The sequence below is a fragment of the Scandinavium hiltneri genome, from assembly GCF_024764835.1.
In the GTDB taxonomy this organism is placed as follows: Bacteria; Pseudomonadota; Gammaproteobacteria; order Enterobacterales; family Enterobacteriaceae; genus Scandinavium; species Scandinavium hiltneri.
Genome location: NZ_JALIGE010000076.1, coordinates 1,232,677 through 1,257,290, shown reverse-complemented (window position 1 = coordinate 1,257,290; position 24,614 = coordinate 1,232,677). Strand labels below are relative to the sequence as shown.

The 24,614-nt window shown below is 54.4% G+C and carries 25 protein-coding genes, 2 tRNA genes, 1 rRNA gene and 1 pseudogene; 17 read left to right on the top strand and 12 right to left on the bottom strand.

Going from position 1 to position 24,614, the window contains the following annotated elements:
• The first annotated feature begins 5 nt into the window (after positions 1–5).
• The 3 genes from rrf (at position 6) to dkgB (ending at position 1,357) form a co-directional block, all read left to right on the top strand.
• Positions 6–121 (top strand): 5S ribosomal RNA (gene rrf / locus MUU47_RS23380).
• A 191-nt stretch (positions 122–312) separates the two neighbouring features.
• Positions 313–389: transfer RNA gene (locus MUU47_RS23375), tRNA-Asp, on the top strand.
• Between the two features lie 164 nt (positions 390–553).
• Entirely contained in the window at positions 554–1,357 is an 804-nt protein-coding gene (gene dkgB, locus MUU47_RS23370) for a 2,5-didehydrogluconate reductase DkgB (protein ID WP_258990542.1), read from the top strand.
• A gap of 28 nt (positions 1,358–1,385) precedes the next feature.
• On the opposite strand, the gene yafC is transcribed toward dkgB, so the two are convergent.
• Complete coding sequence (gene yafC / locus MUU47_RS23365; protein ID WP_258990541.1) at positions 1,386–2,282, bottom strand: DNA-binding transcriptional regulator YafC; 897 nt, start codon at positions 2,280–2,282, stop codon at positions 1,386–1,388.
• Positions 2,283–2,386: 104 nt separating this feature from the next.
• Here yafC and MUU47_RS23360 point away from each other — a divergent pair, with 104 nt between their 5' ends.
• The 3 genes from MUU47_RS23360 (at position 2,387) to MUU47_RS23350 (ending at position 5,360) form a co-directional block, all read left to right on the top strand.
• Positions 2,387–3,571: an MFS transporter gene (locus MUU47_RS23360; RefSeq protein ID WP_258990540.1), complete on the top strand. Its 1,185-nt coding sequence runs from the start codon at positions 2,387–2,389 to the stop codon at positions 3,569–3,571.
• Positions 3,572–3,705: 134 nt separating this feature from the next.
• Positions 3,706–4,506 carry an endonuclease/exonuclease/phosphatase family protein gene (locus MUU47_RS23355; RefSeq protein WP_159775882.1) on the top strand — a complete coding sequence of 267 codons (801 nt, stop codon included), beginning with the start codon at positions 3,706–3,708 and terminating at the stop codon, positions 4,504–4,506.
• A gap of 83 nt (positions 4,507–4,589) precedes the next feature.
• Positions 4,590–5,360, top strand: coding sequence for a class I SAM-dependent methyltransferase (locus MUU47_RS23350; protein WP_258990538.1), 771 nt, complete (start codon positions 4,590–4,592; stop codon positions 5,358–5,360).
• A 49-nt stretch (positions 5,361–5,409) separates the two neighbouring features.
• Here the strand turns inward: MUU47_RS23350 and mltD are convergent, their stop codons facing one another.
• Together mltD and gloB are read right to left on the bottom strand one after the other, a co-directional pair.
• The gene (gene mltD, locus MUU47_RS23345) at positions 5,410–6,774 is read right to left on the bottom strand and encodes a murein transglycosylase D (protein ID WP_258990536.1); all 1,365 of its coding nucleotides are present in this window, start codon (positions 6,772–6,774) and stop codon (positions 5,410–5,412) included.
• A gap of 72 nt (positions 6,775–6,846) precedes the next feature.
• Complete coding sequence (gene gloB, locus MUU47_RS23340; protein WP_258990535.1) at positions 6,847–7,602, bottom strand: hydroxyacylglutathione hydrolase; 756 nt, start codon at positions 7,600–7,602, stop codon at positions 6,847–6,849.
• A 33-nt stretch (positions 7,603–7,635) separates the two neighbouring features.
• On the opposite strand from gloB, the gene MUU47_RS23335 reads away from it, so the two are divergent.
• On the top strand, positions 7,636–8,358 hold the full coding sequence (locus MUU47_RS23335; RefSeq protein WP_258990534.1) for a class I SAM-dependent methyltransferase: 723 nt from the start codon (positions 7,636–7,638) through the stop codon (positions 8,356–8,358).
• Here the strand turns inward: MUU47_RS23335 and rnhA are convergent.
• Entirely contained in the window at positions 8,355–8,822 is a 468-nt protein-coding gene (gene rnhA / locus MUU47_RS23330) for a ribonuclease HI (RefSeq protein WP_509908851.1), read from the bottom strand. The genes MUU47_RS23335 and rnhA overlap by 4 nt on opposite strands.
• Before the next feature lie 64 nt (positions 8,823–8,886).
• On the opposite strand from rnhA, the gene dnaQ reads away from it, so the two are divergent.
• Together dnaQ and MUU47_RS23320 are read left to right on the top strand one after the other, a co-directional pair.
• Positions 8,887–9,618 carry a DNA polymerase III subunit epsilon gene (dnaQ, locus tag MUU47_RS23325; protein WP_258990533.1) on the top strand — a complete coding sequence of 244 codons (732 nt, stop codon included), beginning with the start codon at positions 8,887–8,889 and terminating at the stop codon, positions 9,616–9,618.
• 128 nt (positions 9,619–9,746) lie between these two features.
• Positions 9,747–9,823 (top strand) — tRNA-Asp (locus MUU47_RS23320).
• 106 nt (positions 9,824–9,929) lie between these two features.
• Here the strand turns inward: MUU47_RS23320 and MUU47_RS23315 are convergent.
• Positions 9,930–10,454 (bottom strand): rhodanese family protein, encoded by a 525-nt coding sequence (locus MUU47_RS23315; protein ID WP_258990532.1) that lies wholly within the window; start codon positions 10,452–10,454, stop codon positions 9,930–9,932.
• A gap of 120 nt (positions 10,455–10,574) precedes the next feature.
• The gene (locus tag MUU47_RS23310) at positions 10,575–12,044 is read right to left on the bottom strand and encodes an NCS1 family nucleobase:cation symporter-1 (protein ID WP_258990531.1); all 1,470 of its coding nucleotides are present in this window, start codon (positions 12,042–12,044) and stop codon (positions 10,575–10,577) included.
• Positions 12,045–12,270: 226 nt separating this feature from the next.
• On the opposite strand from MUU47_RS23310, the gene hpxA reads away from it, so the two are divergent.
• Positions 12,271–13,005 carry an allantoin racemase gene (hpxA, locus tag MUU47_RS23305; RefSeq protein ID WP_258990530.1) on the top strand — a complete coding sequence of 245 codons (735 nt, stop codon included), beginning with the start codon at positions 12,271–12,273 and terminating at the stop codon, positions 13,003–13,005.
• Between the two features lie 35 nt (positions 13,006–13,040).
• Positions 13,041–13,988 (top strand): allantoinase PuuE, encoded by a 948-nt coding sequence (gene puuE / locus MUU47_RS23300; RefSeq protein ID WP_258990528.1) that lies wholly within the window; start codon positions 13,041–13,043, stop codon positions 13,986–13,988.
• Between the two features lie 70 nt (positions 13,989–14,058).
• Here puuE and hpxZ read toward each other — a convergent pair whose 3' ends face one another.
• The 4 genes from hpxZ to MUU47_RS23280 are packed head-to-tail and all read right to left on the bottom strand — an operon-like array spanning position 14,059 to position 17,596.
• A complete protein-coding gene (gene hpxZ / locus MUU47_RS23295; protein WP_258990527.1) occupies positions 14,059–14,442 on the bottom strand; it encodes an oxalurate catabolism protein HpxZ in 384 nt (127 codons plus the stop codon).
• A complete protein-coding gene (locus MUU47_RS23290) occupies positions 14,439–15,815 on the bottom strand; it encodes an AtzE family amidohydrolase (protein WP_258990526.1) in 1,377 nt (458 codons plus the stop codon). The genes hpxZ and MUU47_RS23290 overlap by 4 nt, the downstream gene beginning before the upstream one ends.
• Positions 15,812–16,000, bottom strand: a complete 189-nt coding sequence (hpxX, locus tag MUU47_RS23285) for an oxalurate catabolism protein HpxX (RefSeq protein ID WP_258990612.1) — start codon at positions 15,998–16,000, stop codon at positions 15,812–15,814. The genes MUU47_RS23290 and hpxX overlap by 4 nt, the downstream gene beginning before the upstream one ends.
• Before the next feature lie 9 nt (positions 16,001–16,009).
• Complete coding sequence (locus MUU47_RS23280; RefSeq protein WP_258990610.1) at positions 16,010–17,596, bottom strand: gamma-glutamyltransferase family protein; 1,587 nt, start codon at positions 17,594–17,596, stop codon at positions 16,010–16,012.
• A 110-nt stretch (positions 17,597–17,706) separates the two neighbouring features.
• Here MUU47_RS23280 and MUU47_RS23275 point away from each other — a divergent pair, with 110 nt between their 5' ends.
• The 5 genes and pseudogenes from MUU47_RS23275 to uraH all read left to right on the top strand — a co-directional run bounded on the left by MUU47_RS23275 (position 17,707) and on the right by uraH (position 22,053).
• A complete protein-coding gene (locus tag MUU47_RS23275; RefSeq protein WP_258990525.1) occupies positions 17,707–18,546 on the top strand; it encodes a MurR/RpiR family transcriptional regulator in 840 nt (279 codons plus the stop codon).
• A gap of 178 nt (positions 18,547–18,724) precedes the next feature.
• Positions 18,725–19,957: a pyridoxal-phosphate-dependent aminotransferase family protein gene (gene pucG, locus MUU47_RS23270; protein ID WP_258990524.1), complete on the top strand. Its 1,233-nt coding sequence runs from the start codon at positions 18,725–18,727 to the stop codon at positions 19,955–19,957.
• 18 nt (positions 19,958–19,975) lie between these two features.
• Positions 19,976–21,214 (top strand): annotated as a pseudogene (gene hpxK / locus MUU47_RS23265) (allantoate amidohydrolase); the annotation flags it as partial.
• Positions 21,203–21,721 (top strand): 2-oxo-4-hydroxy-4-carboxy-5-ureidoimidazoline decarboxylase, encoded by a 519-nt coding sequence (gene uraD, locus MUU47_RS23260; RefSeq protein ID WP_258990608.1) that lies wholly within the window; start codon positions 21,203–21,205, stop codon positions 21,719–21,721. The pseudogene hpxK and the gene uraD, both read left to right, overlap by 12 nt.
• Complete coding sequence (uraH, locus tag MUU47_RS23255) at positions 21,718–22,053, top strand: hydroxyisourate hydrolase (protein WP_159752161.1); 336 nt, start codon at positions 21,718–21,720, stop codon at positions 22,051–22,053. Before uraD ends, uraH begins: the two co-directional genes overlap by 4 nt.
• 69 nt (positions 22,054–22,122) lie before the next feature.
• Here the strand turns inward: uraH and MUU47_RS23250 are convergent, their stop codons facing one another.
• The gene (locus tag MUU47_RS23250) at positions 22,123–23,010 is read right to left on the bottom strand and encodes a hypothetical protein (protein WP_258990523.1); all 888 of its coding nucleotides are present in this window, start codon (positions 23,008–23,010) and stop codon (positions 22,123–22,125) included.
• A gap of 97 nt (positions 23,011–23,107) precedes the next feature.
• A complete protein-coding gene (locus MUU47_RS23245; RefSeq protein ID WP_258990521.1) occupies positions 23,108–23,731 on the bottom strand; it encodes a helix-turn-helix domain-containing protein in 624 nt (207 codons plus the stop codon).
• A 349-nt stretch (positions 23,732–24,080) separates the two neighbouring features.
• Between MUU47_RS23245 and MUU47_RS23240 the strand changes: the two genes are divergently transcribed.
• Entirely contained in the window at positions 24,081–24,599 is a 519-nt protein-coding gene (locus MUU47_RS23240) for a hypothetical protein (RefSeq protein ID WP_258990519.1), read from the top strand.
• Positions 24,600–24,614 lie beyond the last annotated feature (15 nt).

Sequence of the window (24,614 nt, the reverse complement as noted above, 5' to 3'; positions counted from 1 at the left end):
ATTTGCCTGGCGGCAACAGCGCGGTGGTCCCACCTGACCCCATGCCGAACTCAGAAGTGAAACGCCGTAGCGCCGATGGTAGTGTGGGGTCTCCCCATGCGAGAGTAGGGAACTGCCAGGCATCAAATTGAAAGAATGGCACGAATCTTCAGGGCAGTTCGCTACTCGAAAGAGAGTAGGACAAAGCGAAAGCTTTGAACGTTGCGAAGCAACGGCCCGAAGGGTGAATCACACAGTGATTCATAAACTGCCAGGCATCAAATTAGCAGGTCAAACCGGGGTATAAAACCGGTTGTTGTAAAGAAATTCGGTGGAGCGGTAGTTCAGTCGGTTAGAATACCTGCCTGTCACGCAGGGGGTCGCGGGTTCGAGTCCCGTCCGTTCCGCCACTTATTGAAAGCCCTGAGCATCTGCTCAGGGCTTTTTCTTTTGTCTAAATCCATCGATTATTGCCATAATCGCAAAAATCCTCTGCGTTTTTAACTCTTTTTCTTCTCATCCGCACTCGCGATAATCCTCTGAAAACACACATAAAGTAATTCATGAGGAAGTTATGACAATCCCTGCATTTGGTTTAGGTACTTTCCGTCTTAAAGACGACGTAGTTATCGCATCAGTAAAAACGGCTCTCGAACTCGGCTATCGTGCTGTTGATACCGCCCAGATTTATGATAATGAAGCTGCAGTTGGTCAGGCGATCGCTGAAAGCGGTGCGCCACGCAGCGAATTGTTTATTACCACCAAGATCTGGATTGAAAATCTGAGCAAAGATGCGCTGATCCCAAGCCTCAAAGAAAGCCTGAAAAAGCTGCGTACGGATTATGTGGATCTGACGTTAATCCACTGGCCATCACCACAAGATGCTGTTTCTGTTGAAGAGTTTATGCAGGCATTGCTGGAAGCCAAAAAAAGTGGTTTGACGCGAGAGATAGGTATTTCTAACTTCACCATCCCATTGATGGAAAAAGCGATCGCCGCGGTTGGGGCAGAAAATATTGCTACCAATCAGATTGAACTCTCTCCGTATCTGCAAAACCGCAACGTTGTTGAGTGGGCCAAAAAGCATGGCATACACATTACGTCGTACATGACGCTGGCTTATGGTAAGGCTCTGAAAGATGAAGTCATTCATGGCATCGCAGACAAACATGCTGCAACGCCTGCACAGGTGATTCTCGCGTGGGCGATGGGGGAAGGATATGCCGTGATCCCGTCATCAACCAAGCGTGAGAACCTGGAGAGCAACCTGTTAGCACAGGATCTTAAGCTGGATGATGCTGACAGAGCGGCAATAGCTGCACTGGAATGCAACGATCGTCTGGTGAGCCCAGAAGGTCTGGCGCCGAACTGGGATTAATCAAGATGGGGGCATCGTTGCCCCCAATTTACTTTTTACGCTGAGCTTCGTGCTCGCTCAGAAAATCAATGAACGCCCGAATACGTGTGCTGACCGCACGGTCACTGTAGTAGACGGCGCTAAACGGCATCTCCACCGGCAGTCTTTTATCGGCCATCAGTTCGACAAATTCCCCTCTGGCAATCTCGTTATCCACCATATAGTCCGACAGGCAGGCGATACCATTGCCGCTCAGGCAAAGCTGTTTCAGCGTTTCGCCACTGTTAGACGATATCTCTGACGTTACCTCATGCAACTGCCCATCACAGCAGGAAATTGGCCAGGTGTTGAGTGACGTAGGCTCGGTGAATCCGAGACACTGATGTTGCTTCAGCTCTTCCACCGTTTCCGGTTTTCCGAAACGCTCCACGTAATCCGGTGAAGCGATGATTTTCCGGTAGCTGGTAAACAGAGGCCGCGCGCGCAGGCTGGAGTCGGTTAACGTACCTGCACGGATGGCTACATCAACCTTTCGCTCAATAAGATTAATGAACGTTTCCGAAGAAACTAGCGAAAGCGTAATTTCAGGATAGCGCTCGCGAAAAGGCTTAATCAGAGGCATCAGATAATGGAGGATAACAGGCGTTGCCGCATCGATACGCAACAACCCACGCGGCGTATGTCGTGCTTCCATTAATTCATTTTCGGCAGCCGCCATCTCCTGCAAAACGCCCTGCATACGACGAAAATAGCGCTCACCTTCTTCAGTCAGGCTGAGCTGACGCGTGGTGCGATTCAGTAAGCTGACGCCCAGTTTTGACTCCAGCTTTTTGACGGCGCGGCTTACGGCTGAATTCGCCTGGCCAAGTTGTTCTGCCGCACGGCTAAAGCTGCCGCTTTCTACCACCGCGACAAATATGGCAATTTCTTCGGATGTTGCTCTCATTGTTGCACCACCTGCAAAATTCTATTGAGATTTTGAGCATTTTTGTTATTTAAACACTGGCGCATACTGCGTGTCATCTTAATCCTGATGATACGGAGTAAATTATGCCACTGGCGCTACTTGCCCTGACGATCAGTGCCTTTGCAATCGGCACGACGGAGTTTGTTATAGTCGGTCTGGTCCCGACGATTGCTGAACAACTTTCTGTTTCTTTACCCTCTGCGGGACTGTTGGTATCTATCTATGCCCTTGGCGTGGCGATTGGTGCACCGGTGCTCACTGCACTCACTGGCCGGATGCCACGCAAGCAGCTGTTGCTGGCGCTGATGGTGCTATTTACCGCCGGTAATCTGCTGGCCTGGCAGGCACCGGGTTACGGCACGCTGGTGTTAGCGCGTTTGCTGACGGGTCTCGCACATGGCGTGTTCTTCTCCGTTGGGTCAACCATCGCAACCAGCCTGGTACCGAAAGAAAAAGCCGCTTCAGCTATCGCCATCATGTTTGGTGGCCTGACCGTAGCTCTGGTAACGGGTGTGCCGCTGGGGACAGTTATCGGACAGCATTTTGGCTGGCGTGAAACCTTCCTGGCCGTCTCGTTGCTGGGGGTTATCGCTTTCATCAGCAGCCTTATTCTGGTGCCTAAAAACATTCCGCAGCGTGCGGCCGCAACGCTTCGTGAACAGCTGCAGGTGCTGACCCACCCCCGCTTGCTGATTATCTATGCGATAACCGCCCTGGGTTACGGTGGCGTCTTTACCGCCTTTACCTTCCTTGCGCCGATGATGCAAAATCTGGCTGGTTTTTCGCCGAACGCAGTCAGCTGGATCCTATTGGGCTACGGTGTTTCGGTCGCTATTGGCAATATTTGGGGCGGCAAACTTGCCGACAAACACGGCGCAGTTCCGGCATTAAAAATCATTTTTGCCGCGTTGATGGTTCTGTTGTTGGTGTTCCAGTTCACGGCTTCGATGCAATACGCAGCACTTGCCACCGTATTGGTGATGGGGATTTTTGCCTTCGGTAACGTCCCTGGCCTCCAGGTGTATGTCGTGCAGAAAGCCGAGCTGTACACGCCTGGCGCGGTCGATGTCGCATCGGGTCTGAACATTGCCGCCTTTAACGTAGGGATTGCACTGGGATCGATCATTGGCGGTCAAACCGTTGAGCATTACGGTCTGGCGCAAACACCGTGGATCGGAGCGGTTATTGTGTTCGTCGCTTTCTTGTTAATCGGCGTCAGTGGACGTCTCGATAAACCAGCACAAGTGGCGGTTGCCCAGCGAACGTAGTCCTCATTTGCTTACAGTATGCGGCGTATCTTTCTGGAAAATAGCGTTGAAACTGTGAGCAAAAGTCCCTATAACAGAAGAACCACACTGTGATGTCAGCGTGGTTTTTCTGTTATTGAGGCCATAAAACCAAAGTGCGAAAAAATACCTATGCCATGCGTTACGTTGCCGGACAACCGGCCGAGAGGATCTTACCTCCCGGTTCGTTCGCGACTATTGGCAAGGCATTGCCCGCCGGTGAACCGCTGAGTAGCGAAGCGAAAATTCGCGTTCTGGTATGGAATATTTTTAAGCAGCAGCGCGCCGAATGGTTATCGGTACTGAAAAACTTTGGTAAAGACGCCCATCTGGTCTTGCTCCAGGAAGCTCAAACCACGCCCGAACTGGTTCGTTTTGCCACCACCCATTATCTGGCCGCCGATCAGGTGCCTGCCTTTGTTTTACCTCAGCATCCTTCTGGCGTGATGACCTTATCGTCGGCCCATCCGGTTTACTGCTGCCCGTTACGCGAACGGGAGCCCATTCTGCGTCTGGCAAAGTCGGCGCTGGTCACGGTCTATCCGTTACCGGACTCTCGTCTGCTGATGGTCGTCAATATTCACGCGGTCAATTTCAGTCTGGGTGTCGACGTCTACAGTAAGCAGCTTTTACCGATTGGCGATCAAATTGCCCATCACAGCGGGCCTATCATCATGGCAGGTGATTTTAATGCCTGGAGCCGTCCGCGAATGAATGCGCTTTATCGCTTTGCGCGTGAAATGTCACTGCGTGAAGTCCGCTTCACCGACGATCAGCGCCGCCGTGCGTTCGGTCGCCCTCTCGATTTTGTGTTCTACCGTGGCCTGAATGTGCATGAAGCCTCTGTTCTGGTGACTCGCGCATCCGATCACAATCCGCTACTAGTGGAATTCAGTCCCGGCAAACCTGAGCGATAAAGGTAAGTCAGGTCTGCCGTGGGGCAGACCTGTGCACGTAAGGTGCTGCCCTTTCATCATTCAATCAACCGAAGGACAACACAATGACAAAGCAATCTCACCACAATAATGTCGATAAACAGTTTGGCTCTCAGGCAAGTGCCTATTTAACCAGCGCGGTACATTCATCAGGGCGTGATTTACAGCGTCTGGGTGAGCGTCTGAGCGCATTCCCGCAGGCAAAAGTGCTGGATCTCGGCTGCGGAGCAGGGCATGCGAGCTTCGTTGCCGCCGCGCACGTTGCGCAAGTAACGGCTTACGACTTGTCAGCACAAATGCTCGAAGTGGTGAAACAGGCGGCGAAAGACAAAGGACTGAACAACATCACGACGTCTCAGGGTTATGCGGAAATTTTGCCTTTTGACGACGCTTCTTACGATGTGGTGATCAGCCGTTATTCTGCCCATCACTGGCATGACGTGGGGCAGGCGATGCGTGAAATCAAACGCGTGCTGAAGCCGGGTGGCATATTCATCATCATGGACATCATGTCTCCCGGTCATCCATTGAGAGACGTCTGGTTGCAGACCGTTGAAGCATTGCGTGATACCTCACATGTACGCAATTACTCAAGCGGGGAGTGGTTCTCAATGATCAACGAAGCCGGACTGATTACCGACAGTTTGATTACCGACCGCTTACCGCTGGAATACAGCTCCTGGGTGGCGCGTATGCGTACCCCAGAGGCATTGTGTACCGCTATTCGTCTGTACCAGGAAAGTGCCTCTCAGGAAGTGAAGGAGTATTTTGAGCTGCAGGAGGAGGGGTCGTTTACCAGCGACACCATAATGGCCGAGGCGCATAAAGCCGCATAAATAAAAAAGGCACCGAGGGAATCGGTGCCTTTTTTGCTAAACAGGTTTATCAGGAATCGGGTCTGTCGCTATTTTTAACAAACAGCGTCAGTTGATCACCCGGCTTCAGGTTGTCGGTATCATCGTTCCAGCGCACAACATCATTGATGTTCACGCCGTGACGCTTAGCGATACTCGACAGCGAATCTCCTTTGCGAACGCGATACGTAATGCTATCGCTGTTTTTCGCGAGACGGGATGCACTGTTCCCTGCGCCAACGGTCAGGTTCTGGCCCACTTTAAGATGCGCGCCGCGCAGTGAATTCCACTGCTGCAGATCTTTCGATGTCACGCCAAGGCGTGCCGCGATACCCGAAAGGGTGTCACCTGAACGTACCTTATAGCCACGGCTGGTCATCGGTGAATTATCGGCCACAAGCGTCGGCTGAACCGCGGCGATATCGCCAGAGGCCAGAGACTCACGTAACTGGTCGGCATGCTTTTGCGGAACCATCACATACTTTGGTCCGCTGGCTCCAAGGGTAGAACCCTTTACGCCCGCATTAAACGCCTTCAGCTTGGTGACTGAAATACCGGCCATATCCGCCACTTGCCTCACGTCAACAGGGCTATCCAGTCGAACGCGAGCCAGTGCACGACTTTCATCTGCCGTCGGCAGCTGAACGCCATAGCGTTTGCTGTTCTTAAGAATATCGCTCAAGGCCAGCATTTTAGGCACGTAAATTTTCGTTTCCTGAGGTAATGACAGCGACCAGAAATCGGTAGGTTTACCCCGCGATTTGTTCGCTTTCATTGCCTTCATCACACGACCTTCGCCGCTGTTATACGCTGCGACCGTTAACAACCAGTCGCCGTCAAACATCTTGTTTAGACGCTGCATCATATCGAGTGCTGCCGTAGTAGAAGCAACAACATCTCGACGCGCGTCATATGCGCGGGTCTGTTTTAAACCATAATTGCGCCCTGTGCTCGGAATGATCTGCCAGATGCCTGCGGCATTGGCGCCAGACGTTGCATGGGGGTCAAAAGCGCTCTCCACTATGGGTAGTAGTACCAGTTCCATAGGCATGTTACGTTTCTTAACTTGCCCTGCTATCCAGTACATATACGGCTCTGCCCGTAAAGTTACATCGTGGAGATAGCTCTTATTACGTAAATACTTTTGTCTCTGTTCGCGAATCCGGCCATTATCCGGAATTCCCATCTTTAGCTCGCCGCCAATAGAAGCCCACAAGTCCTGATCCTGCGCATAAAATGTTCCATCGTCCATCCATCGCGCTTGACTTGCAAACTTCCCTGCTTCCCCTTGACTAGCCGCAGAAAGGCTCTGTGCGTGCTGTTGTACGTTACCATCTCGATTGGCCTGGCAACCCACTAGCAGGACAGAGGCGAGTAATATCGCTCGTGCCTTCATGTGTGTGGTCAATAGTTGCTTAAAAGACGAGCAATCATAACGGCGAAAAAATTAAAAGGCAACCCTGGGCACTTAGAAGTTATCTTTCTTTGACCTTAACCATGTAAAACGCTGCTCAGGTTGTTGCAAATTTGTTTCTTTGAATATTTCTTCAATTAAATCAGTATCATCTGTCCTAAGAAATACATTACTTCGACGCTCATTTTTCAGAATTACGGGTAGTGTTTTTTGGTTTTTTGCACGTAACTCATTCACTTCTTTATAGTATTCGTTTATCGCCCGATCATGGGGTAGCACGCTCAATGCAAACTTCACATTTGCTAATGTATATTCATGTGCACAACATATGACGGTATGGTCTGGAAGTGCCTGTAATTTTTGAAGTGACTGATACATCTGCTCTGGCGAGCCTTCGAAGAGACGTCCACATCCCCCGGAAAACAGCGTATCGCCAGAAAAAAGGTAAGGATCGTTAAAGAAACATACATGGCCTAAGGTATGTCCGGGGGTTGCAATTACAGAAAATTCGCATCCCAAAACATCGACCGTATCACCTTCTTGAACGATATGGGTGGCCCCTTTATCTTGTGTCTCCTGCGGGCCATACACCACAAGTCCCGGGAATTTTTCCTTCAGTTCTTTCACTCCGCCAACGTGATCATGGTGGTGGTGAGTCAATAAAATGGCCTGCGGCTGCCAGTTGTTTTCAGCAATAGCGGCAAGGATTGGCGCCGCTTCGCCAGGGTCGACAATCAAACACTTTCCATCGTCCTGACTCAGCACCCAGATGTAGTTGTCCTGAAATGCGGGAATACTGTTAAGATTCATTGATTACCTCTCATAATGTTGCGGAAGGTTGTGATGAAACCGGCAAGGATACCTCTGACAGTTACGGCGCCAAACCACTGGGCGGAAATGCCCTGGGGCGAATACTATCGTGAAGCGCTGGAACAACAGTTAAAGCCGTGGATGGCGAAACTTTATGGATTTCATCTGCTTAAAATCGGCAATTTGAGCGCGGAAATCAATACCGATGCGTGTGCAATCTCCCATCAGGTCAACGTATCGCTTGATGGCGACCCGATGCAGGTGAAGGCCGACCCGCTACATTTACCGTTTGCCGAAAAGTCGGTTGATGCCTGTTTACTGGCGCACACTTTGCCCTGGTGTCAGGACCCGCACAGTTTGCTGCGAGAAGCCGACCGCGTTTTGATTGATGATGGCTGGCTCATATTGACGGCGTTCAACCCGGTCAGTCTGATGGGGTTACGTAAGATGGTACCGGTTCTACGCCACCGCATGCCTTATAATAGCCGGATGTTTAGCCTGATGCGTCAGCTCGACTGGTTGGGTGTACTCAATTTTGAAGTGCTGCACCAGAGCCGCTTTCAGGTGCTGCCCTGGACCCGCCAGGGCGGGCGGATCCTGAGTACGCATGTGCCCGCATTAGGGTGTTTACAGGTGATTGTTGCACGTAAAAGAACGGTGCCGCTGACGCTCAACCCAGCGCGGCAAAGCAAATCCAGGAACCCGATGCGTCAGACGGTCGGCGCCACGCGCCAGTATCGGAAACCGCAAGATTAACTTTCCGGTTTGTAACCCGTGTCTGCCTGCGTCGGGCTCATCGCTGCGGCGCGAGCAAGTTCATCACAGCGTTCGTTTTCTGGATGGCCAGAATGGCCTTTCACCCATTCCCACTGAATTTTATGCTGACTGAGCGCGGCGTCGAGACGCTGCCACAGGTCGACATTCTTCACTGGCTTTTTGTCTGCCGTTTTCCAGCCGCGTTTTTTCCAGTTGTGGATCCACTGTGTAATCCCCTGGCGAACGTACTGGCTGTCGGTGCTGAGGGTGATTTCACAATGTTCCTTCAGCGCTTCAAGTGCCACAATGGCGGCCATCAACTCCATACGGTTGTTGGTGGTCAGGTAATAACCTTCATTAAAGGTTTTCTCATGCTGACGAAAGCGTAAAATTGCGCCGTAGCCGCCAGGGCCTGGGTTACCGAGGCAAGAACCATCGGTGAAAATTTCTACCTGTTTAAGCATCTCTGGTAGACTTCCTTTAATTGAAATCGACACGAAAACGGTAAGTCTGACATAAATGAACGATATGAGCACTGCAATTACCCGACAGATCGTCCTCGATACGGAAACCACCGGTATGAACCAGATCGGTGCGCATTACGAAGGGCACAAGATCATTGAAATCGGTGCGGTTGAGGTGATCAACCGTCGTTTAACGGGTAATAACTTCCACGTTTATCTCAAACCTGACCGCCTGGTCGATCCCGAAGCGTTCGGCGTACACGGGATTGCCGATGAGTTCCTGCTCGACAAACCGACGTTCGCCGACATTGCTGACGAGTTTATCGAATACATTCAGGGCGCAGAGCTGGTCATCCATAACGCATCGTTCGATATCGGCTTTATGGACTACGAGTTTGCCAAACTCAATCGTGGTATTGCCAAGACCAACACCTTCTGCAAAGTCACCGACAGCCTCGCGCTGGCGCGTAAAATGTTCCCCGGCAAGCGTAACAGTCTCGATGCGTTGTGCTCGCGCTATGAAATAGACAACAGCAAACGTACGCTGCACGGCGCATTGCTCGATAGCCAGATTCTGGCCGACGTCTATTTGCTGATGACCGGCGGACAAACGTCGATGAAGTTTGCGATGGAAGGGGACAGCCAGCAGCAGGGTAATGACTCTGGAATTCAGCGTATTGTGCGTGGAGCCGGGGCATTACGGGTTATTTCCGCCAGTGATGAAGAGTTAGCGGCCCATGAATCGCGCCTTGACCTGGTGCAAAAGAAAGGCGGAAGCTGTCTCTGGCGTGCCTGAAACCCGTGAACACGCGCTGAAAAGGCGCATATGGGCGATTTTTGCAGCAACTGATTCAAAACTTAAGAAAAAGCGTTGACGCAGGATCGGGGAATCCGTAATATTCGCCTCGTTCCCAAGGGAACAGTGGAGCGGTAGTTCAGTCGGTTAGAATACCTGCCTGTCACGCAGGGGGTCGCGGGTTCGAGTCCCGTCCGTTCCGCCACTATTCAGAAGGCCTGAATCAGAAATGATTCAGGCCTTCGTCGTTTCTGCCGTTCTCACGGCAAATACTTCCCCTGCCATGATGCACCCGACAGGGGAAATCAAATCTAGCGGCGATTCCAGGGCATCACGCCCAGCAAACGCGCCATCCCGCAAAATCCACTGACGCCAGCAAACAGCAAACCCGCACCGACAAAACCGGAGATCAGGAAGAATGCCTGATGAACGCTGTAGCCCAGAATCACACCAATAAGAATCAGCGTACCCGCCACGATTTGCACCTGACGCATAATGGGCAGCGGCTGAGACTTATCCTTCAGGACTGCTTCACCCGTTTTCTTCCAGCCATTCAGGCCACCTTCAAGAATAAACATTTTCGCCGGGGCAACCGCCTGCTCCAGTTTTTGTGCATTCTGCGCGGTGCGTGCGCCAGACTGACAATAAAAAATCACCGTATCGTAGTCTTCGAAAGGGCCAAGCCGGTCGCCATTTTCGATAGCGGAAAGTGAGAGTAAATGCGCTTCGGCAATATTTTCGCGGGCATATTCATCCGGTTCGCGAATGTCTATCAGGGCCGCGCCCTGTGCCAGAAGCGTTCTGGCCTCAGCGGGGGAAAGTGAAGGGATGGTCATAGCGTTCCTTATTGATAACCCGTCATTTATGTAGGGCATCCTACCCTAATTATTCCTGTCCGTGTCTGTCGGGGGATCACTTTACGGGCCCGAATCCTCAGGTATTCAGGCCCGCGGAACTTACTCTTTGGCAATTTCCACGCCGGTGAAAGCATCGCTCACACCTTCTTTGTCGTGGCGGGCAATCCAGCGATAGCAGCCTGCGCTCAGGAACGCGCCGATGAACCAGCTAAAGTTAGCCACTTCATGCAGGGCCGGGATAAAGCTGATGATAAGCCCAACCGCTACCGACGGGGCAAGCGCGGCAATTGCTTTGGGGTTAAAGCCATTTTTGTACCAGTAACGGCCCGCAGGGGAGACGGTGAACAAATCGTCGACCACCACTTTTCCGCGCTTAATCAGATAAAAATCTGCCAGCAGGATCCCGAACAGCGGCCCGATAAATGCGCCTAGCACGTCGAGCGTATAATGAATCAGCTCCGGCGACTGGAACAGATTCCATGGCGTCAGCAGCACAGAGCCCACTGCGGCAATCATCCCTCCGGTGCGGAAGCTGATTTTCTGCGGTGAACAGTTCGAGAAGTCGAATGCAGGAGAGACAAAGTTCGCCACGATATTGATCCCGATGGTGGCGGTGATCATCGTCAGCAGGCCAATGGCCATTGCGACGCTGTTGCCGACGTGGCTCACGGTTTCAATCGGGTCGGTAATCATGCGGCCAAACAGCGACTGCGAGCCGGAAACAATAATCACCGTCACAATCGAGAACAGCAGGAAGTTGAACGGTAGCCCCCAGCGGTTGCCGCGACGAATTTCCTGCATGCTTTTGCCGTAACGCGAGAAGTCGCCAAAGTTCAGCAGCGGGCCAGAAAAATAGGAAACAACCAGCGCCGTGGCGGTGATCATCTGCCAGGTTTGCTCTCCGGCACTCAGTTGTTTGCTGGCAAGCGTAAAGGAAATGCCGTCCAGGCCGGTCTGATACAAAATCCAGCCCGCCAGCGCCATCATCACGATATACACGGCCGGACCGGCGATATCGATAAAACGCTTAATGGCGCTCATACCGTGCCAGAACACCAGCGCCTGCAGCACCCACATAATGCCAAAACAGATCCAACCCAAATGCGACAGACCGAGGAAATGAGCGGTGGTCAACGAGGCCAGAGAAGGCCAAAACTTGAGACCGACCAGCATCAGCGCGTTGGCCGCCAGATAAGTCTGGATGCCGTACCACGCAAAGGCAATCAGGCCGCGGATCACCGCCGGAATATTAGCGCCGAACACGCCAAACGCCTGACGGCTAATCACGGCGTAAGGCACGCCCGCCATCTGGCTGGGTTTCGCCACCAGATTGGCGCACAACTGCACGATACAAATACCGGCCAGAAGGCAAAGCAGCACCTGCCAGCTCGCTAAGCCAAGGGTAAAGAAGCTTGCGGCCACCACGTAGCCGCCCATGCTATGCACATCGGACATCCAGAATGAAAAAATGTTGTACCACGACCAACTCTGTTGCCGGGTTGGCGCCAGATCGTTGTTGGTCAGTCTTGGGCTGTAGCCCGATTTGTACTCTGGTTTCTGATTTGGCATGAAATCTGCTCCTTTAAAAAACAGATGCTGACGGAATGTCTGCAACTTTCGTTGCATGAATCGGGCCAGATTCAGTTATCAAGAAACAAACGGGGTTTCGCGGCAATAAATTGCGTAAAAGAGCCTGTATTGATGCAGGATGTGCATTATTACAGTGCGGGTAACCATTTTACTGCCCAGGCGTGGTGCTACGCGACAGGGCAAAACAACAAGAGGATGTCGTTCGATGCAACATTTGATTCAAGTGATCAACCCCAACACCAGCGCCGCTATGACGCACACCATTGGTGACGCGGCCCGTAGCGTTGCGGCTCCGGGCACCACCATTCTTGCGACCTGTCCGACTCAGGGCGTGGAGTCGATTGAAGGCCATTTTGATGAAGCCATCGCGGCGATTGGCGTGCTGGAGCAAATCAAACACGGCAAAGCGCAGGGCGCACACGGGCACGTGATTGCCTGCTTTGGCGATCCGGGTTTACTCGCCGCGCGTGAACTCGCCAGCGGGCCGGTGGTAGGCATTGCCGAAGCGGCGATGCACATGGCGACGCTGGTAGCGACTCGCTTTTCCATCGTCACCACACTGCCGCGTACGGTGATCATCGCCCGTCATTTATTGCAGCAATATGGTTTCGAACATCACTGCGCGGCGCTGCACGCCATCGATTTACCGGTGTTAGCACTGGAAGATGGTACGGGTCTTGCACAGATGAAAGTACGCGAGCGTTGTATTCAGGCAAAACGCGAAGACGGCAGCGGGGCGATTGTCCTTGGCTGCGGCGGCATGGCGAACCTTGCCCGCGAGCTGACGCAGGAACTGGGTATCCCGGTGATTGATGGCGTAACGGCGGCGGTGAAAATGGTGGAATCGCTCGTGGCGCTGGGTCTTGGCACCAGCAAATACGGCGACCTCGCATACCCCAATAAAAAGCCGCTGAGCGGAGGCTTCGACATGCTGAGCTGAGGACGGCGGTCATCTGATAAAGAGGTCGAATTAACATGCAATCAGCAACGGACAAGCGCGTCTGGCATTTTACCGAAAACTACCCTCGCGACATGGCGGGCTACGCCGGGCAACCGCCACATGCGCAGTGGCCGGGCGGCGCGCGCATCGCCGTCCAGTTTGTACTCAATTTTGAAGAGGGCGGCGAAAACCACGTCCTGCACGGCGACAGCGGTTCCGAGCAGTTTCTCTCTGACATCATTGGTGCGCCCAGTTTCCCCGACAAACATATGTCGATGGATTCCCTCTACGAATACGGCTCCCGAGCCGGGTTCTGGCGCATTCATCAGGAATTTCAAAAGCGCGGATTACCGCTGACGGTGTTCGGTGTGGCGATGGCCCTGGCGCGAAACCCGGCGATCGTCGATGCCATAAAAGCCGCAGACTACGACGTGGTCAGTCACGGTTGGCGCTGGATCCACTATCAGAATCTCGATATTCAGACCGAACGCCAGCACATGCAGCAGGCGGTCGAAATTCTCGAAGCGTTGTTTGGCCAAAAGCCGCTCGGCTGGTACACCGGGCGCGACAGCCCGAACACTCGCCAGCTGGTGGCAGAGCAGGGCGATTTTCTCTACGACAGCGATTATTACGGCGATGATCTGCCGTTCTGGACCACGGTCGATAGCAAACCACATCTGATCGTGCCTTACACCCTGGATGCCAACGACATGCGCTTCGCCACCGCCCAAGGTTTCAACACTGCCGAGCAGTTTTACACCTATCTGAAAGACAGTTTCGATGTGCTATATGAAGAAGGGGAAACGTCGCCAAAAATGATGTCGATTGGCATGCACTGCCGCCTGTTAGGCAGACCAGGACGTTTTCGCGCGCTGCAGCGTTTTCTGGATTATGTGCAGAGCCACGATGATGTGTGGATTTGTCGCCGTCAGGATATCGCTGAACACTGGGTGAAAACGCACTCGTTCAACGGTACCGCCTGACATATCGTGGCGCCTTTACCCCGACCCTCTCCCCAGGAGAGGGTGAAAGAAAAGCGCACCGGCCAAAAAATTACCCCATCAAACTTACATGTGCCGCCACGATGCGCCAGCCGCAGGGGAATTTCACCCAGGTCTGCATCTGGCGGCCGATGCGCTCGCTGTTCTCGCGTGTAAACTCGGTACTTGCCACCGCCATGTCCTCGCCGTACGTGGTGATCGTCGTATGGCGCAGCAGCCGATCCAACCCCTTTGAAGGCCGCGAATGACGGAAATCACGGATCTCCGCAATTCCATACAAATTTTCCGTCGCGCCGTAGCGCACCGTTCGCCCGTCATCCCAAAACAGTTCATCCAGCACCGCAACGTCATTGCTGATTAAGGCTTTTTCATAACGATAAAATGCGGCGGTCACGTCGTTCAGTACCGCCGGGCGGTCAATGTTTTCGGGCGTCATATGTCTTCCTGTTGATAAAGAATACCGGCTTGTTCAAGCTGCCAGGCGGCTTGCAAACACTGCGCTTCCTGCCATGGTGCGCCAATAATCTGCACGCCAATTGGCAAACCGCTGTGGGTTTTGAGCGGCACGCTGACCACCGGTAAACCCAGAAACGAAATCGGCTGCGTCAGCATACCCATGCTGGCTTTGGTCGGCAGTTCGATACCGTTAATGCGCATCGTGGTGTCGCCAATCAGCGTTGCGCTGCACGGCGTTGCCGGGGCGATCAGCAGGTCAAAATCATTAAACAGTGGTAGCGTCGTATCGCGAAACCATGCCCGGAAGCGCTGGGCCTGGGTGTACCAGGCCGACGGCGTCATCGCGCCCGCCAGCAGGCGTTCACGGGAGTTAGGCTCAAAGCGTTCTGCATCACTGCGCAGCGTGGGTAAATAGTGGTTGCCGCCTTCCGCCGCCGACAGCAAAAAAGCGGCGGAACGGGCCAGCGCCACGTTCGGCAGTTCCAGCTTTTCACTTGTACCAAGCGCGTGTGCCACCCGAGCCACCGCATCGCGGGCGCTACAGTCGCTCCATTCATCAAACCAGCCGCCCAGCACGGCGCAGCGCAGATTTGTTGTCTGTGACAGGATTGATGAAACGGGTGAAACCTCCCGGAAAGACTGCCATTTATCGTCCGGATCGTGGCCCTGTAAGGCATCATAAACGCGGGCCAGATCGTCGGTAAAGCGAGCCAGCGGGCCGATGTGATCGAGGCTGGCGACAAACGGATGGCTGCCGGATCGCGACAAACGGCCAAACGTCGGCTTCAGGCCCAGCACGCCGCACAGCGAGGCGGGCACGCGGATCGAACCATTGGTGTCGGTACCCAGGGTAAAATTCACCAGTTTTGCTGCCACCGCCGCGGCTGATCCACCCGAAGATCCGCCCGCAATGCGGTTCACATCACGCGGGTTGCGGGTCGGGCCGTAATGGCTGTTTTCCGTGGTAAAGCCGTAGGCGTAGGCGTCCATATTCAGTGCCCCCGCAAGCGTCGCGCCTGCCCGTCGCAGCTGCTGCACGGCAAACGCATCAGCTGTTGCAGGCGGCATTTCGCTGAACAATTGTGCCCCGGCGAGCGTGGTCACACCTTCGATATCAAATAAATTTTTCACCGCAAACGGCACACCCGCGAGCGGCGGATGCGTCTCTCCCTGACGTAGACGCGCGTCAATCTCAACGGCTTCGCGCAGCATGCGTTCTGCCGTGACTTCGGTGAAGGCGTTCACCTGCGGGTTATCCCGCTCAATGCGGGCCAGCGTCTGCTGCGCCAGTTCAACCGCGCTGAACTGGCGGTAGCGTAATCCTTGCTGAATGTCCCGAATGCTCAGTGTCATAGTTGATACACTCCTGCACCTTCCTGGCGGTGCGGCAGCTCAAACGCCATCAGCGGCTCGGCCATCGAGGCAATTCGGCTAAGCTGAACCGCCAGCTCTGTCCGGCGTGGTGCATCCAGAGGCACCGCCAACAGCTGTTCCATCAGTAGAATATATTCAGGCCAGTTAAACGCATTCTCGTTCATCATCGCTCCTTAGAATCCTGCTGCGCTGCCGTTGCTGCGTGGATCGTATGCCCCTTCCAGCATGCCGTTGGGGTGACGGACAATCGCCCCAGCGTGGCCCATCGCTTCACTCATGCCCGGCAGCCATTCCACGTCATGCCCTTTTTCCCGCAGGGCGGTGAAAGTGGCCTCGCTGAACCGGCCCTCCAGCTTGAGTGAATCCGTTGACTGGCCCCAGGTACGGCCCAAAAGCCAGCGCGGCGCGGCAACCGCTTCCTGCAACGGCATGCCCTGAATCACATGCCGGGTGAAAATTGCCGCCTGAGTTTGCGGCTGACCGTCGCCGCCCATGGTGCCGTACACCATCGTGCGACCGTCTTTCAGCCGTGCCGCCGCTGGGTTGAGCGTGTGGAAAGGCTGTTTGCCCGGAGCCAGCGCCAGCAGGTTATCCGGGTCGAGGCTGAACGCCGCGCCACGGTTTTGCAGCAGAATGCCACTTTCGGGCAGCACCACGCCGCTGCCAAACTCGTGATAAATGCTCTGAATAAACGACACCGCCAGCCCGTTGCCGTCGATAACACCGAGCCAGACGGTATCGCCCGGACCTTTGCCTTTGCCCCACGGCGCGGCGTGATTATCGTCAATGCTGGCTGCCATCTCCTGCAATGAGGCGGCTTCCAGCAGGCTTTGCACCGGCAGCGTCACATGGCGCGGGTCGGTGATGTATTTATCGCGCAGGCTGAACGCCCGTTTGGTGGCTTCTACGATGCGGTGGATGGTCTGAACCTCGTCAGCGTTGGCCATGTCGAGGTGATCGGTAATACCGAGGATCGCCAGCGACACCAGGCCCTGGGTCGGCGGCGTCATATTGAAAATATCGCCCAGCTGGTGGCTGAGCTTCAACGGCACGCGACGGCGCGCGCGATGTCCGGCGAGATCCTGCGCCGTCAGCGGACACCCGGTGGCCTGAAATTCTTCCGCCATCAGCTGCGCCAGCGGCCCGCGATAAAAGCTGTCTAGCCCGTCATTCGCCAGCCGCGTTAAGGTGCGGGCGAGGCGCGGCTGGCAGAAACGACTGCCTGCCGCGGGCACTTCGCCGCGCTGTAAAAAGGTCCCTGCAAAACCTGGCACGCCGGAAAGTTCATGATATTTACTCTGCGTAGCGCTTGCCTGTGAACGGGTCACTGGAATGCCGTCGGCGGCATAGCGAATCGCATCCGCCAGAAGACGTGAAAGCGGAAGCTGCCCGCCGGCAAGCCCTGCGGAAACGTTCAGTGCTTCATCCCAGCCACTCACGGTGCCCGGCACGGTCAGCGCGGCTTTCGCCCCACGATGTGGAATGCTGGCGTGACCGTCGTAATACGCCAGCGTCGCCTGCGCCCCGGAGGCACCGCTGGCGTCAATGGCAATCGGCTCGCCACCGGGCGGAACAATCAGCCAGAAACCGTCGCCGCCAATGCCGTTCATGTGGGGATACACCACGGCAATGGTCGCCGCTGCCGCCACCATCGCTTCGATGGCATCGCCACCGTGACGCAACACTGAAAGCGCCGATTCGCTGGCGAGATGATGAGGGGTTACCGCCATGGCACCGGGGGCCAGATTACTTTGCATGATGTTTCTCCGTGGACGCTCTTCTTTCTCATTAGGCAAAAAACGTTCCAGATTGACGAGTGAGCTTTTACTGTGTCAGCCTGAGTTGAAACGAAAGTTGCAGGAGACGGGATATGCAGCAGCTGGATGAGCGCCTGAGGGCGTGTTACAACGAACTTTCTCCACAGGAACAGCGCGTGGCGTCGTTCATCATGGATCACTTTGACGATTTGGTGAGCTACAACAGCGCCGAGCTGGCGCGGCTCAGCGGGGTATCCAAGGCCACTGTCAGTCGCCTGTTCCGGCATCTGGGTTATGAGCGCTTCAAAGACATGCGCGACGAGCTGCGAACCCTGCGCCAGAGCGGGATGCCGCTCACCGGCGATCGTGATGCGGTGCAGGGTAACACGCTGCTGGCGCGTCACTATAAACAGGAAATGGCGAATCTCACCCAATGGGTCAACGCGCTGGATGCCGACCTGTTCGCCGAGGTGGTCACTGCACTCAGCGCCGCGAAGCGTGTGTTTATCGTCGGCCTGCGCAACAGCAGCCCGGTGGCGCTGCATCTGCGCCAACAGCTGATGCAAAGCCGCGGTAACATCTGGCTAATGCCGCAGCCCGGTCAGACGCTGGCGGAAGAAGTGGTGGATATCACCCCGGATGATTTGGTGATTGTGGTGGCATTTCGTCGCCGTCCACGGGTAATCCGCCCGCTGCTCGAGGCGTTGCAGGCTCAACAGGCGCAGGTACTGGTGCTGAGCGAACCGCAGGCTGTCGGGATCCGCACCCGCTGCCGCTGGCATTTTGCGGCCCCGCTGGACAGCGTCTCGGCGTTCGACAGCTACAGCAGCGTCATGAGCCTGGTGAACTTACTCGCCAACGCCTTACTACACAGCACGCTCAGCGATGGACGGCAGCGCATTCATCGCATCGCCGATCTCTATCACACCCTTGATGAACTGGAACAGCGCTAAATGCCCTGTCGTGGTGCAATTGCACCTGTGCAGGGTTCCGTTTTGAATCAGCGCAGTGCGGCTGAGTTGGCTTGACTCGTGCGCAAAGCGGAAAAAACGCACTGGCACATTCGTTGCAAAAACGGTATTAAAGAATCATTCGTTTCAATAACCGGTTTCCAGACCAGAGGATATGTCCATGTTCGAGGTTCAGCCATTTACGCCCATTAATCCACCTCACCGCCTGCTGATGGGGCCGGGGCCGATCAATGCCGATCCGCGCGTGCTGCGCGCCATGTCCAGCCAGCTGATCGGCCAGTACGATCCGGTGATGACCGGCTACATGAACGAAGTGATGGCGCTATATCGCGGCGTGTTCCGAACCGAAAATCGCTGGACGATGCTGGTGGACGGGACGTCCCGCGCCGGAATCGAGGCGATTCTGCTGTCGGCCATTCGTCCTGGCGATAAAGTGCTGGTCCCGGTGTTTGGTCGCTTCGGCCATCTACTGTGTGAAATTGCCCGCCGTTGTCGGGCCGAAGTCCATACCATCGAAGTGCCATGGGGCGAGGTATTCAGCGCCGACCGCATTGAAGATGAGATCAAGCGCGTCAAACCGCGTCTGTTGCTGACGGTGCAGGGCGACACCTCCACCACCATGCTGCAACCGCTGGAAAATCTGGGTGAAATTTGTCGTCGCCACGGGGTGCTGTTTTATACCGATGCCACCGCGTCGCTCGGCGGCAATGTGCTTGAAACCGATGCCTGGGGGCTGGACGCGGTCTCCGCCGGGTTACAGAAATGCCTCGGCGGCCCATCGGGCAGTTCGCCGATCACGCTCAGCGCTGAAATGGAAGCGACGATCCGCGCGCGAAAATGCATAGAGCAGGGGATCCGCACCGATCTGCATCAGGATGGCGAAGACGAAATGATTTGGTCGAACTATTTCGATCTCGGCATGGTAATGGACTACTGGGGCCCGGAGCGCCTGAACCACCACACCGAAGCTACCAGTATGCTGTTCGCTGCCCGGGAATGCGCGCGGATCATGCTGGAAGAGGGGATGGACGCACTGATCGCCCGCCACGCACTGCACGGCCGCGCGATGCTGAACGGCATTCAGGGCATGGGCCTCGAGGTCTTCGGCGATATCTCCCACAAAATGAATAACGTGCTCGGGGTGGTTATTCCGGCTGGCGTGCACGGCGAAGAAGTGCGCCAGCGTCTGCTCAACGATTTCCACATCGAAATTGGCACCTCGTTTGGCCCGCTGGCGGGCAAAATCTGGCGCATCGGCACCATGGGCTACAACGCGCGTAAAGACTGCGTATTGCAGACCCTGACCGCGCTGGAAGCGGTGCTGAACCGTCTGGGCTTCACTACCACTCAGGGCGCTGCGATGCAGGCGGCCTGGGACACCTACGAGGGGTGATTGATGCAAAAGAACGTGATGCCAATGACGCCCGAAGAAGCCCGGCTGGCGGCGGCGCGCGTAATTGCGCGCAGCGATCAGCTGGCGGAAATCAGTGCCACGCCCGGGGAACTCACCCGGGTGTACCTCTCACCTGAACATTTACAGGCTAATGCGCGCGTCGCGCAGTGGATGGCCGAGGCGGGCATGACCACCTGGCAGGACGCGGTGGGCAATATTTGCGGGCGCTACGAAGCGCAACAGGAAGGCGCGCCCGCGCTGCTGCTCGGTTCGCACCTGGATACGGTGCGCAACGCCGGGCGCTACGACGGCATGCTCGGGGTGTTGACGGCCATTGAGGTCGTGGCGTGGCTGAACCAGCATCAGGTGCGTGCGGAGCAGGCAATTGAAATCGTCGGTTTCGGCGACGAAGAGGGCACCCGTTTTGGCATCACGCTGCTCGGCAGCCGTGGGCTGACCGGGACCTGGCCGCCGGAATGGCTGGATTGTTGTGATGCGCAGGGCATCAGCGTGGCGCAGGCGATGGTTAACGCCGGGCTGGACCCGTCGCGAATCGCCCACGCTGCGCGTTTACCGCAAGAATTTAGCGCCAGTCTGGAGCTGCATATCGAGCAGGGGCCGGTGCTGGAAGGTGCAAATTTAGCGCTGGGCGTGGTGACCGCCATCAACGGCGCGCGTCGCCTGAACTGTCGTTTCGACGGTGAAGCCGGGCACGCCGGCACGGTGCCAATGAATCTGCGCCGCGATGCGCTGGCCGGGGCCGCCGAATGGATGGTGGCTGTTGAACAGCTGACCCGGGCGAGCGACCCGACGCTGGTGGCGACGGTCGGCACGCTGAATTGCCAGCCAGGTGCGGTGAACGTCATTCCCGGCAGCGTCTCGCTGAGCCTTGATATTCGCAGTCCGTCCGATGAAACGCGCGAAGCGTTGCTGGTTAAGCTGCTGGAAAAAGCGCAGCAGATTGCGCAGCAGCGCGGCCTGATATTCTCCCATGATATTTTTTACACCACGCCTGCCACGCCGTGCGATCCGGCGCTGCAGGACACGCTGATTCGCGCCTGCGAAAAAGTGCAGGGCAGAGCGCTAACGCTGCCGAGCGGAGCCGGACACGATTCGATGGCGCTGGCTGAACGCTGGCCGGTGGCGATGCTGTTTGTGCGCTGCGCGGGCGGCATCAGTCATCACCCTGCGGAATCCGTCGAGGCAAGTGATGTCGCGGTAGCGTTGCAGGCGTTCAGCCTGGCGGTGCAGGAAATTGTGTTGCCGGATGCATTGTTGCAGTTCAATGCCGCCAGCCCGGAGCAGGCGACAGCGATGATTGCGGCCTGCGTTGCGCTGCCGGAATGGCAACATGCGTTGGCGGCGGCGCGGCCTTTTTCGAGCGTTGAAAGCGTGCTGGAAACCGCTATCGCGCTGAGTGAACGCTGGCGGTTACCGGAGCTGGACATTGCTCTGGCAGCGCACCCGCGCATTGGTGATAAACCGAAAGGCGTTTCAGCGGAATCGGCGTTTTCGCGTCAGGAGCAGTCTTCCGTCAATCGCCATGATGCGGCGCTGGCACAGGCACTGGCGCAAGGGAATGCCGAATATGAAGCGCGGTTTGGTCGCGTGTTCCTGATCCGCGCCAAAGGGCGCAGCGGGGAAGAAATCCTCTCGATTCTGCAACAGCGACTGAAAAATACCGAGGCTGATGAAGTGCAGGAGGCGCTGCGGCAGCTGCGACAAATTACCCAACTTCGACTGGAAGGAGTGTTTGCCCGATGAGCCATATTTCGACTCACATCCTGGATACGTCGCTTGGAAAACCGGCGGCGGGCGTGATGATTCGCCTGGAACAGCAAACGGAAAGCGGCTGGCAGTTGTTGAAGGAGGCAGAAACCAATGCTGACGGGCGCATTGGTTCGATGGCTGAAGGCGATTTAGCCCCAGGGCGCTATCGACTGACGGCGGAGATCGGGCAGTGGTTTGCGCAAACCGGGCGGGAGACGCTGTATCCGTCGGCACAAATTGACGTCACCTTGCCGCGTAGCGGTGACCACTATCATTTGCCGTTTCTGATTGCCCCGTGGGGCTGGTCGACCTATCGGGGGTCGTGAGCGCACCCTCTCCTGGGGGGCAGTTCAGGGTGAGGGCGCAACGTACTCACAGGCCCCCACTAAACCCCCTTAAAGGAACGGGCTCGGCAAGACCGGAATAAACATAAATTTAAGGTTCCAGCGTGAACCGATATCGTCAGGCGATATAACGGAATATTGCAGCTCAGCGGCAAAACGTACCGGAAGTTTGCCTAATTTAACGACGTTGGAATAACCTAAACCTATCGGAAGGGTTAAACGGTCGCCCTGTTTTTTCTTCCAGTCAATGGTGATATCGGGACTCATCCCGATCAATTCGGTACCGCTCAAACGATAGTTAATGAAATACTGAATATCGGTATGGTTGGTGTCTTTCCTGTTAGTTTTATTATCCGCAGACCACCAGTGCTGGGCCAATAATCCGAGGTTAGTGCCGCCAGGATGCGGAGCCAATTTTGCTAATAATAATGCCGGACCCACCTGATAACGGCCCTGGCCCTGGAAGTCATTCTCCGCCGTGTCGAAGAGCTGCGTCGCACCGACGCCCCAGACAAAACCATCTTCCCGATTCGGGCCAACCAGGGTCAACAGACCGGTATCGCCCATGCCGCTGCTCCTGCCGTGGGCAAACATCGCCCCATCCCCGTGAATTGAAACATCGCCCAAATTAGGGGTGTTATAGAACTGAAACACCGGCCTGACGATGACGTTCCAGTCTTGTTGACCAAACTTTAATGGAAAGGACATTACGGGCTGAATAGTGGTTCGGGATACCGTGCCGTTGAATTTGTCACCTCTGAATGTGGTGTTGTCATATTGCGTCCAGAACATCCAGGCGGCACCAATTGGGTTGGCCGTCATTTTTGCAATCTTTTCCATTTCTTCAGCCGACGGACCATCTTTCTCAGCGGCATGGCCCAGGCTTGAAAAACAAACCGTACTGGCGAAAAAATATAATAACGCATTTTTCTTGAGCATAAATAAAAACCCTGGCGTGTAGATAGGCAGGGGTAGCCCCCCTGAATAATTAGGTGAATGCGAAAAAGAAATTCAACCAATAAGGTTGATGGAAATATTAAATCTTATCAGGTAATGGTTTGAGTATTTTCGTCAGGCGCGCATTTTTTATTTCTATATATCCATTTTTCTTTAATGCGGCCAGGATCTTAAAGACATAACTGTTCGATAAGTTAGTGCGTTTTAATATGTAGTTAGCCAGACCCTGGGTGACATGCATTTCATTGAGGTAAAGTTCGATTAACTCTTTCACCACTTTGTAGCCATTGCCGCCATGCCTGATGTCATAGATATTGGCGAGCTTATCAATGAGGGAGTAAATCAACGTCGAGAAAACAACACCGCGATACACTTGATCGGGATGACTGATTTCAAATATTTTATGAATAGGGATTTTCGCAATAATCACATCGCTTTCGGTACGGCAATAAAATGACTGCGTTGACATGATTTTATCATCTTCCATTGCTGGCATACCGTAAAAGGCATGATCGACAAATTTCCCAGTGCCTTTATAATAAATCCCGAGCAGTCCGGAAAGAACAAAGCCGACTTCTGCTTTCTCTAAATTTAACGATTGGCCTTTACTGTATCGCATTTGCACTCCATGCGATTTTACAAAGTCCATGAATGCGTTAAATTCATCAGTACTATAGAGGTTAAAGTTATTTTCCTTTTTCATCCTCTCTCCCATAACTCTGACTGTTTAATTACGCAAGTTGCGTGTTTCGTCGGACAGTATAACAGAGTACTACTACCCGTCTAAGCTTACTGAAATTGAGCTAAAAGTAAAATTGGAAAATGAAACTATATGTCATAGTAGATATTCATTACGCAAGTGTCTGCTATAGCGCAGCGTGGCGCATTTTGCTTGCTAATGATATTGCCGCGAAGGAGAAAGGTCTCATATGAGATATCATTTCAGAAATGAATCGAGGACGGCGTTGACATCGATTTTCACAACGTCATACTGCGGAGCATATCAGTGGATGTATCTCATGAGTCTGTAATATTCCGGGCAGCATAATACCATGACGAAAAAATTAACTTCAAAATCCGTACTCATTATCGCTATGGCATTTATTGCTGGTGGTATTGCCTGGTTTTCTGCACAGCATTATAAGTCTGAGAGCAAATACATCGTGCAGGAAAATAAACTGTATGCGGCCGCGCTGAATCATCTTCGCGAAGAGATTAAACAGTTAAATCTAACATCGGTTAATCATCAAATTCATAAAAATACCCGACTGGACAGCGCCAGTATGAATGAGCGGGATAAGGTGGCGATTTATGAACTCACGTTGCTCGACGTTTCTCAGGCTGATATTCGTCACATCAACGACGGTCAAAAGTCAAAAATTAAAGCCGTAGAAAAACAGAATCTCATTCAGAAACTGAAAACAGATGTTCACACAGGCCCGTTGTTTGAACATGGCTGGTCAATGAAGTTTATTCAAAAGACCCGTGAAGGCGAACTGCTGAGTGCGATTACAATTACTCAGGATGATATGCTGCAAGCACCCGCGGGCGACCGTCACAACGTTATCTGAATAAAGAAAGAGGGC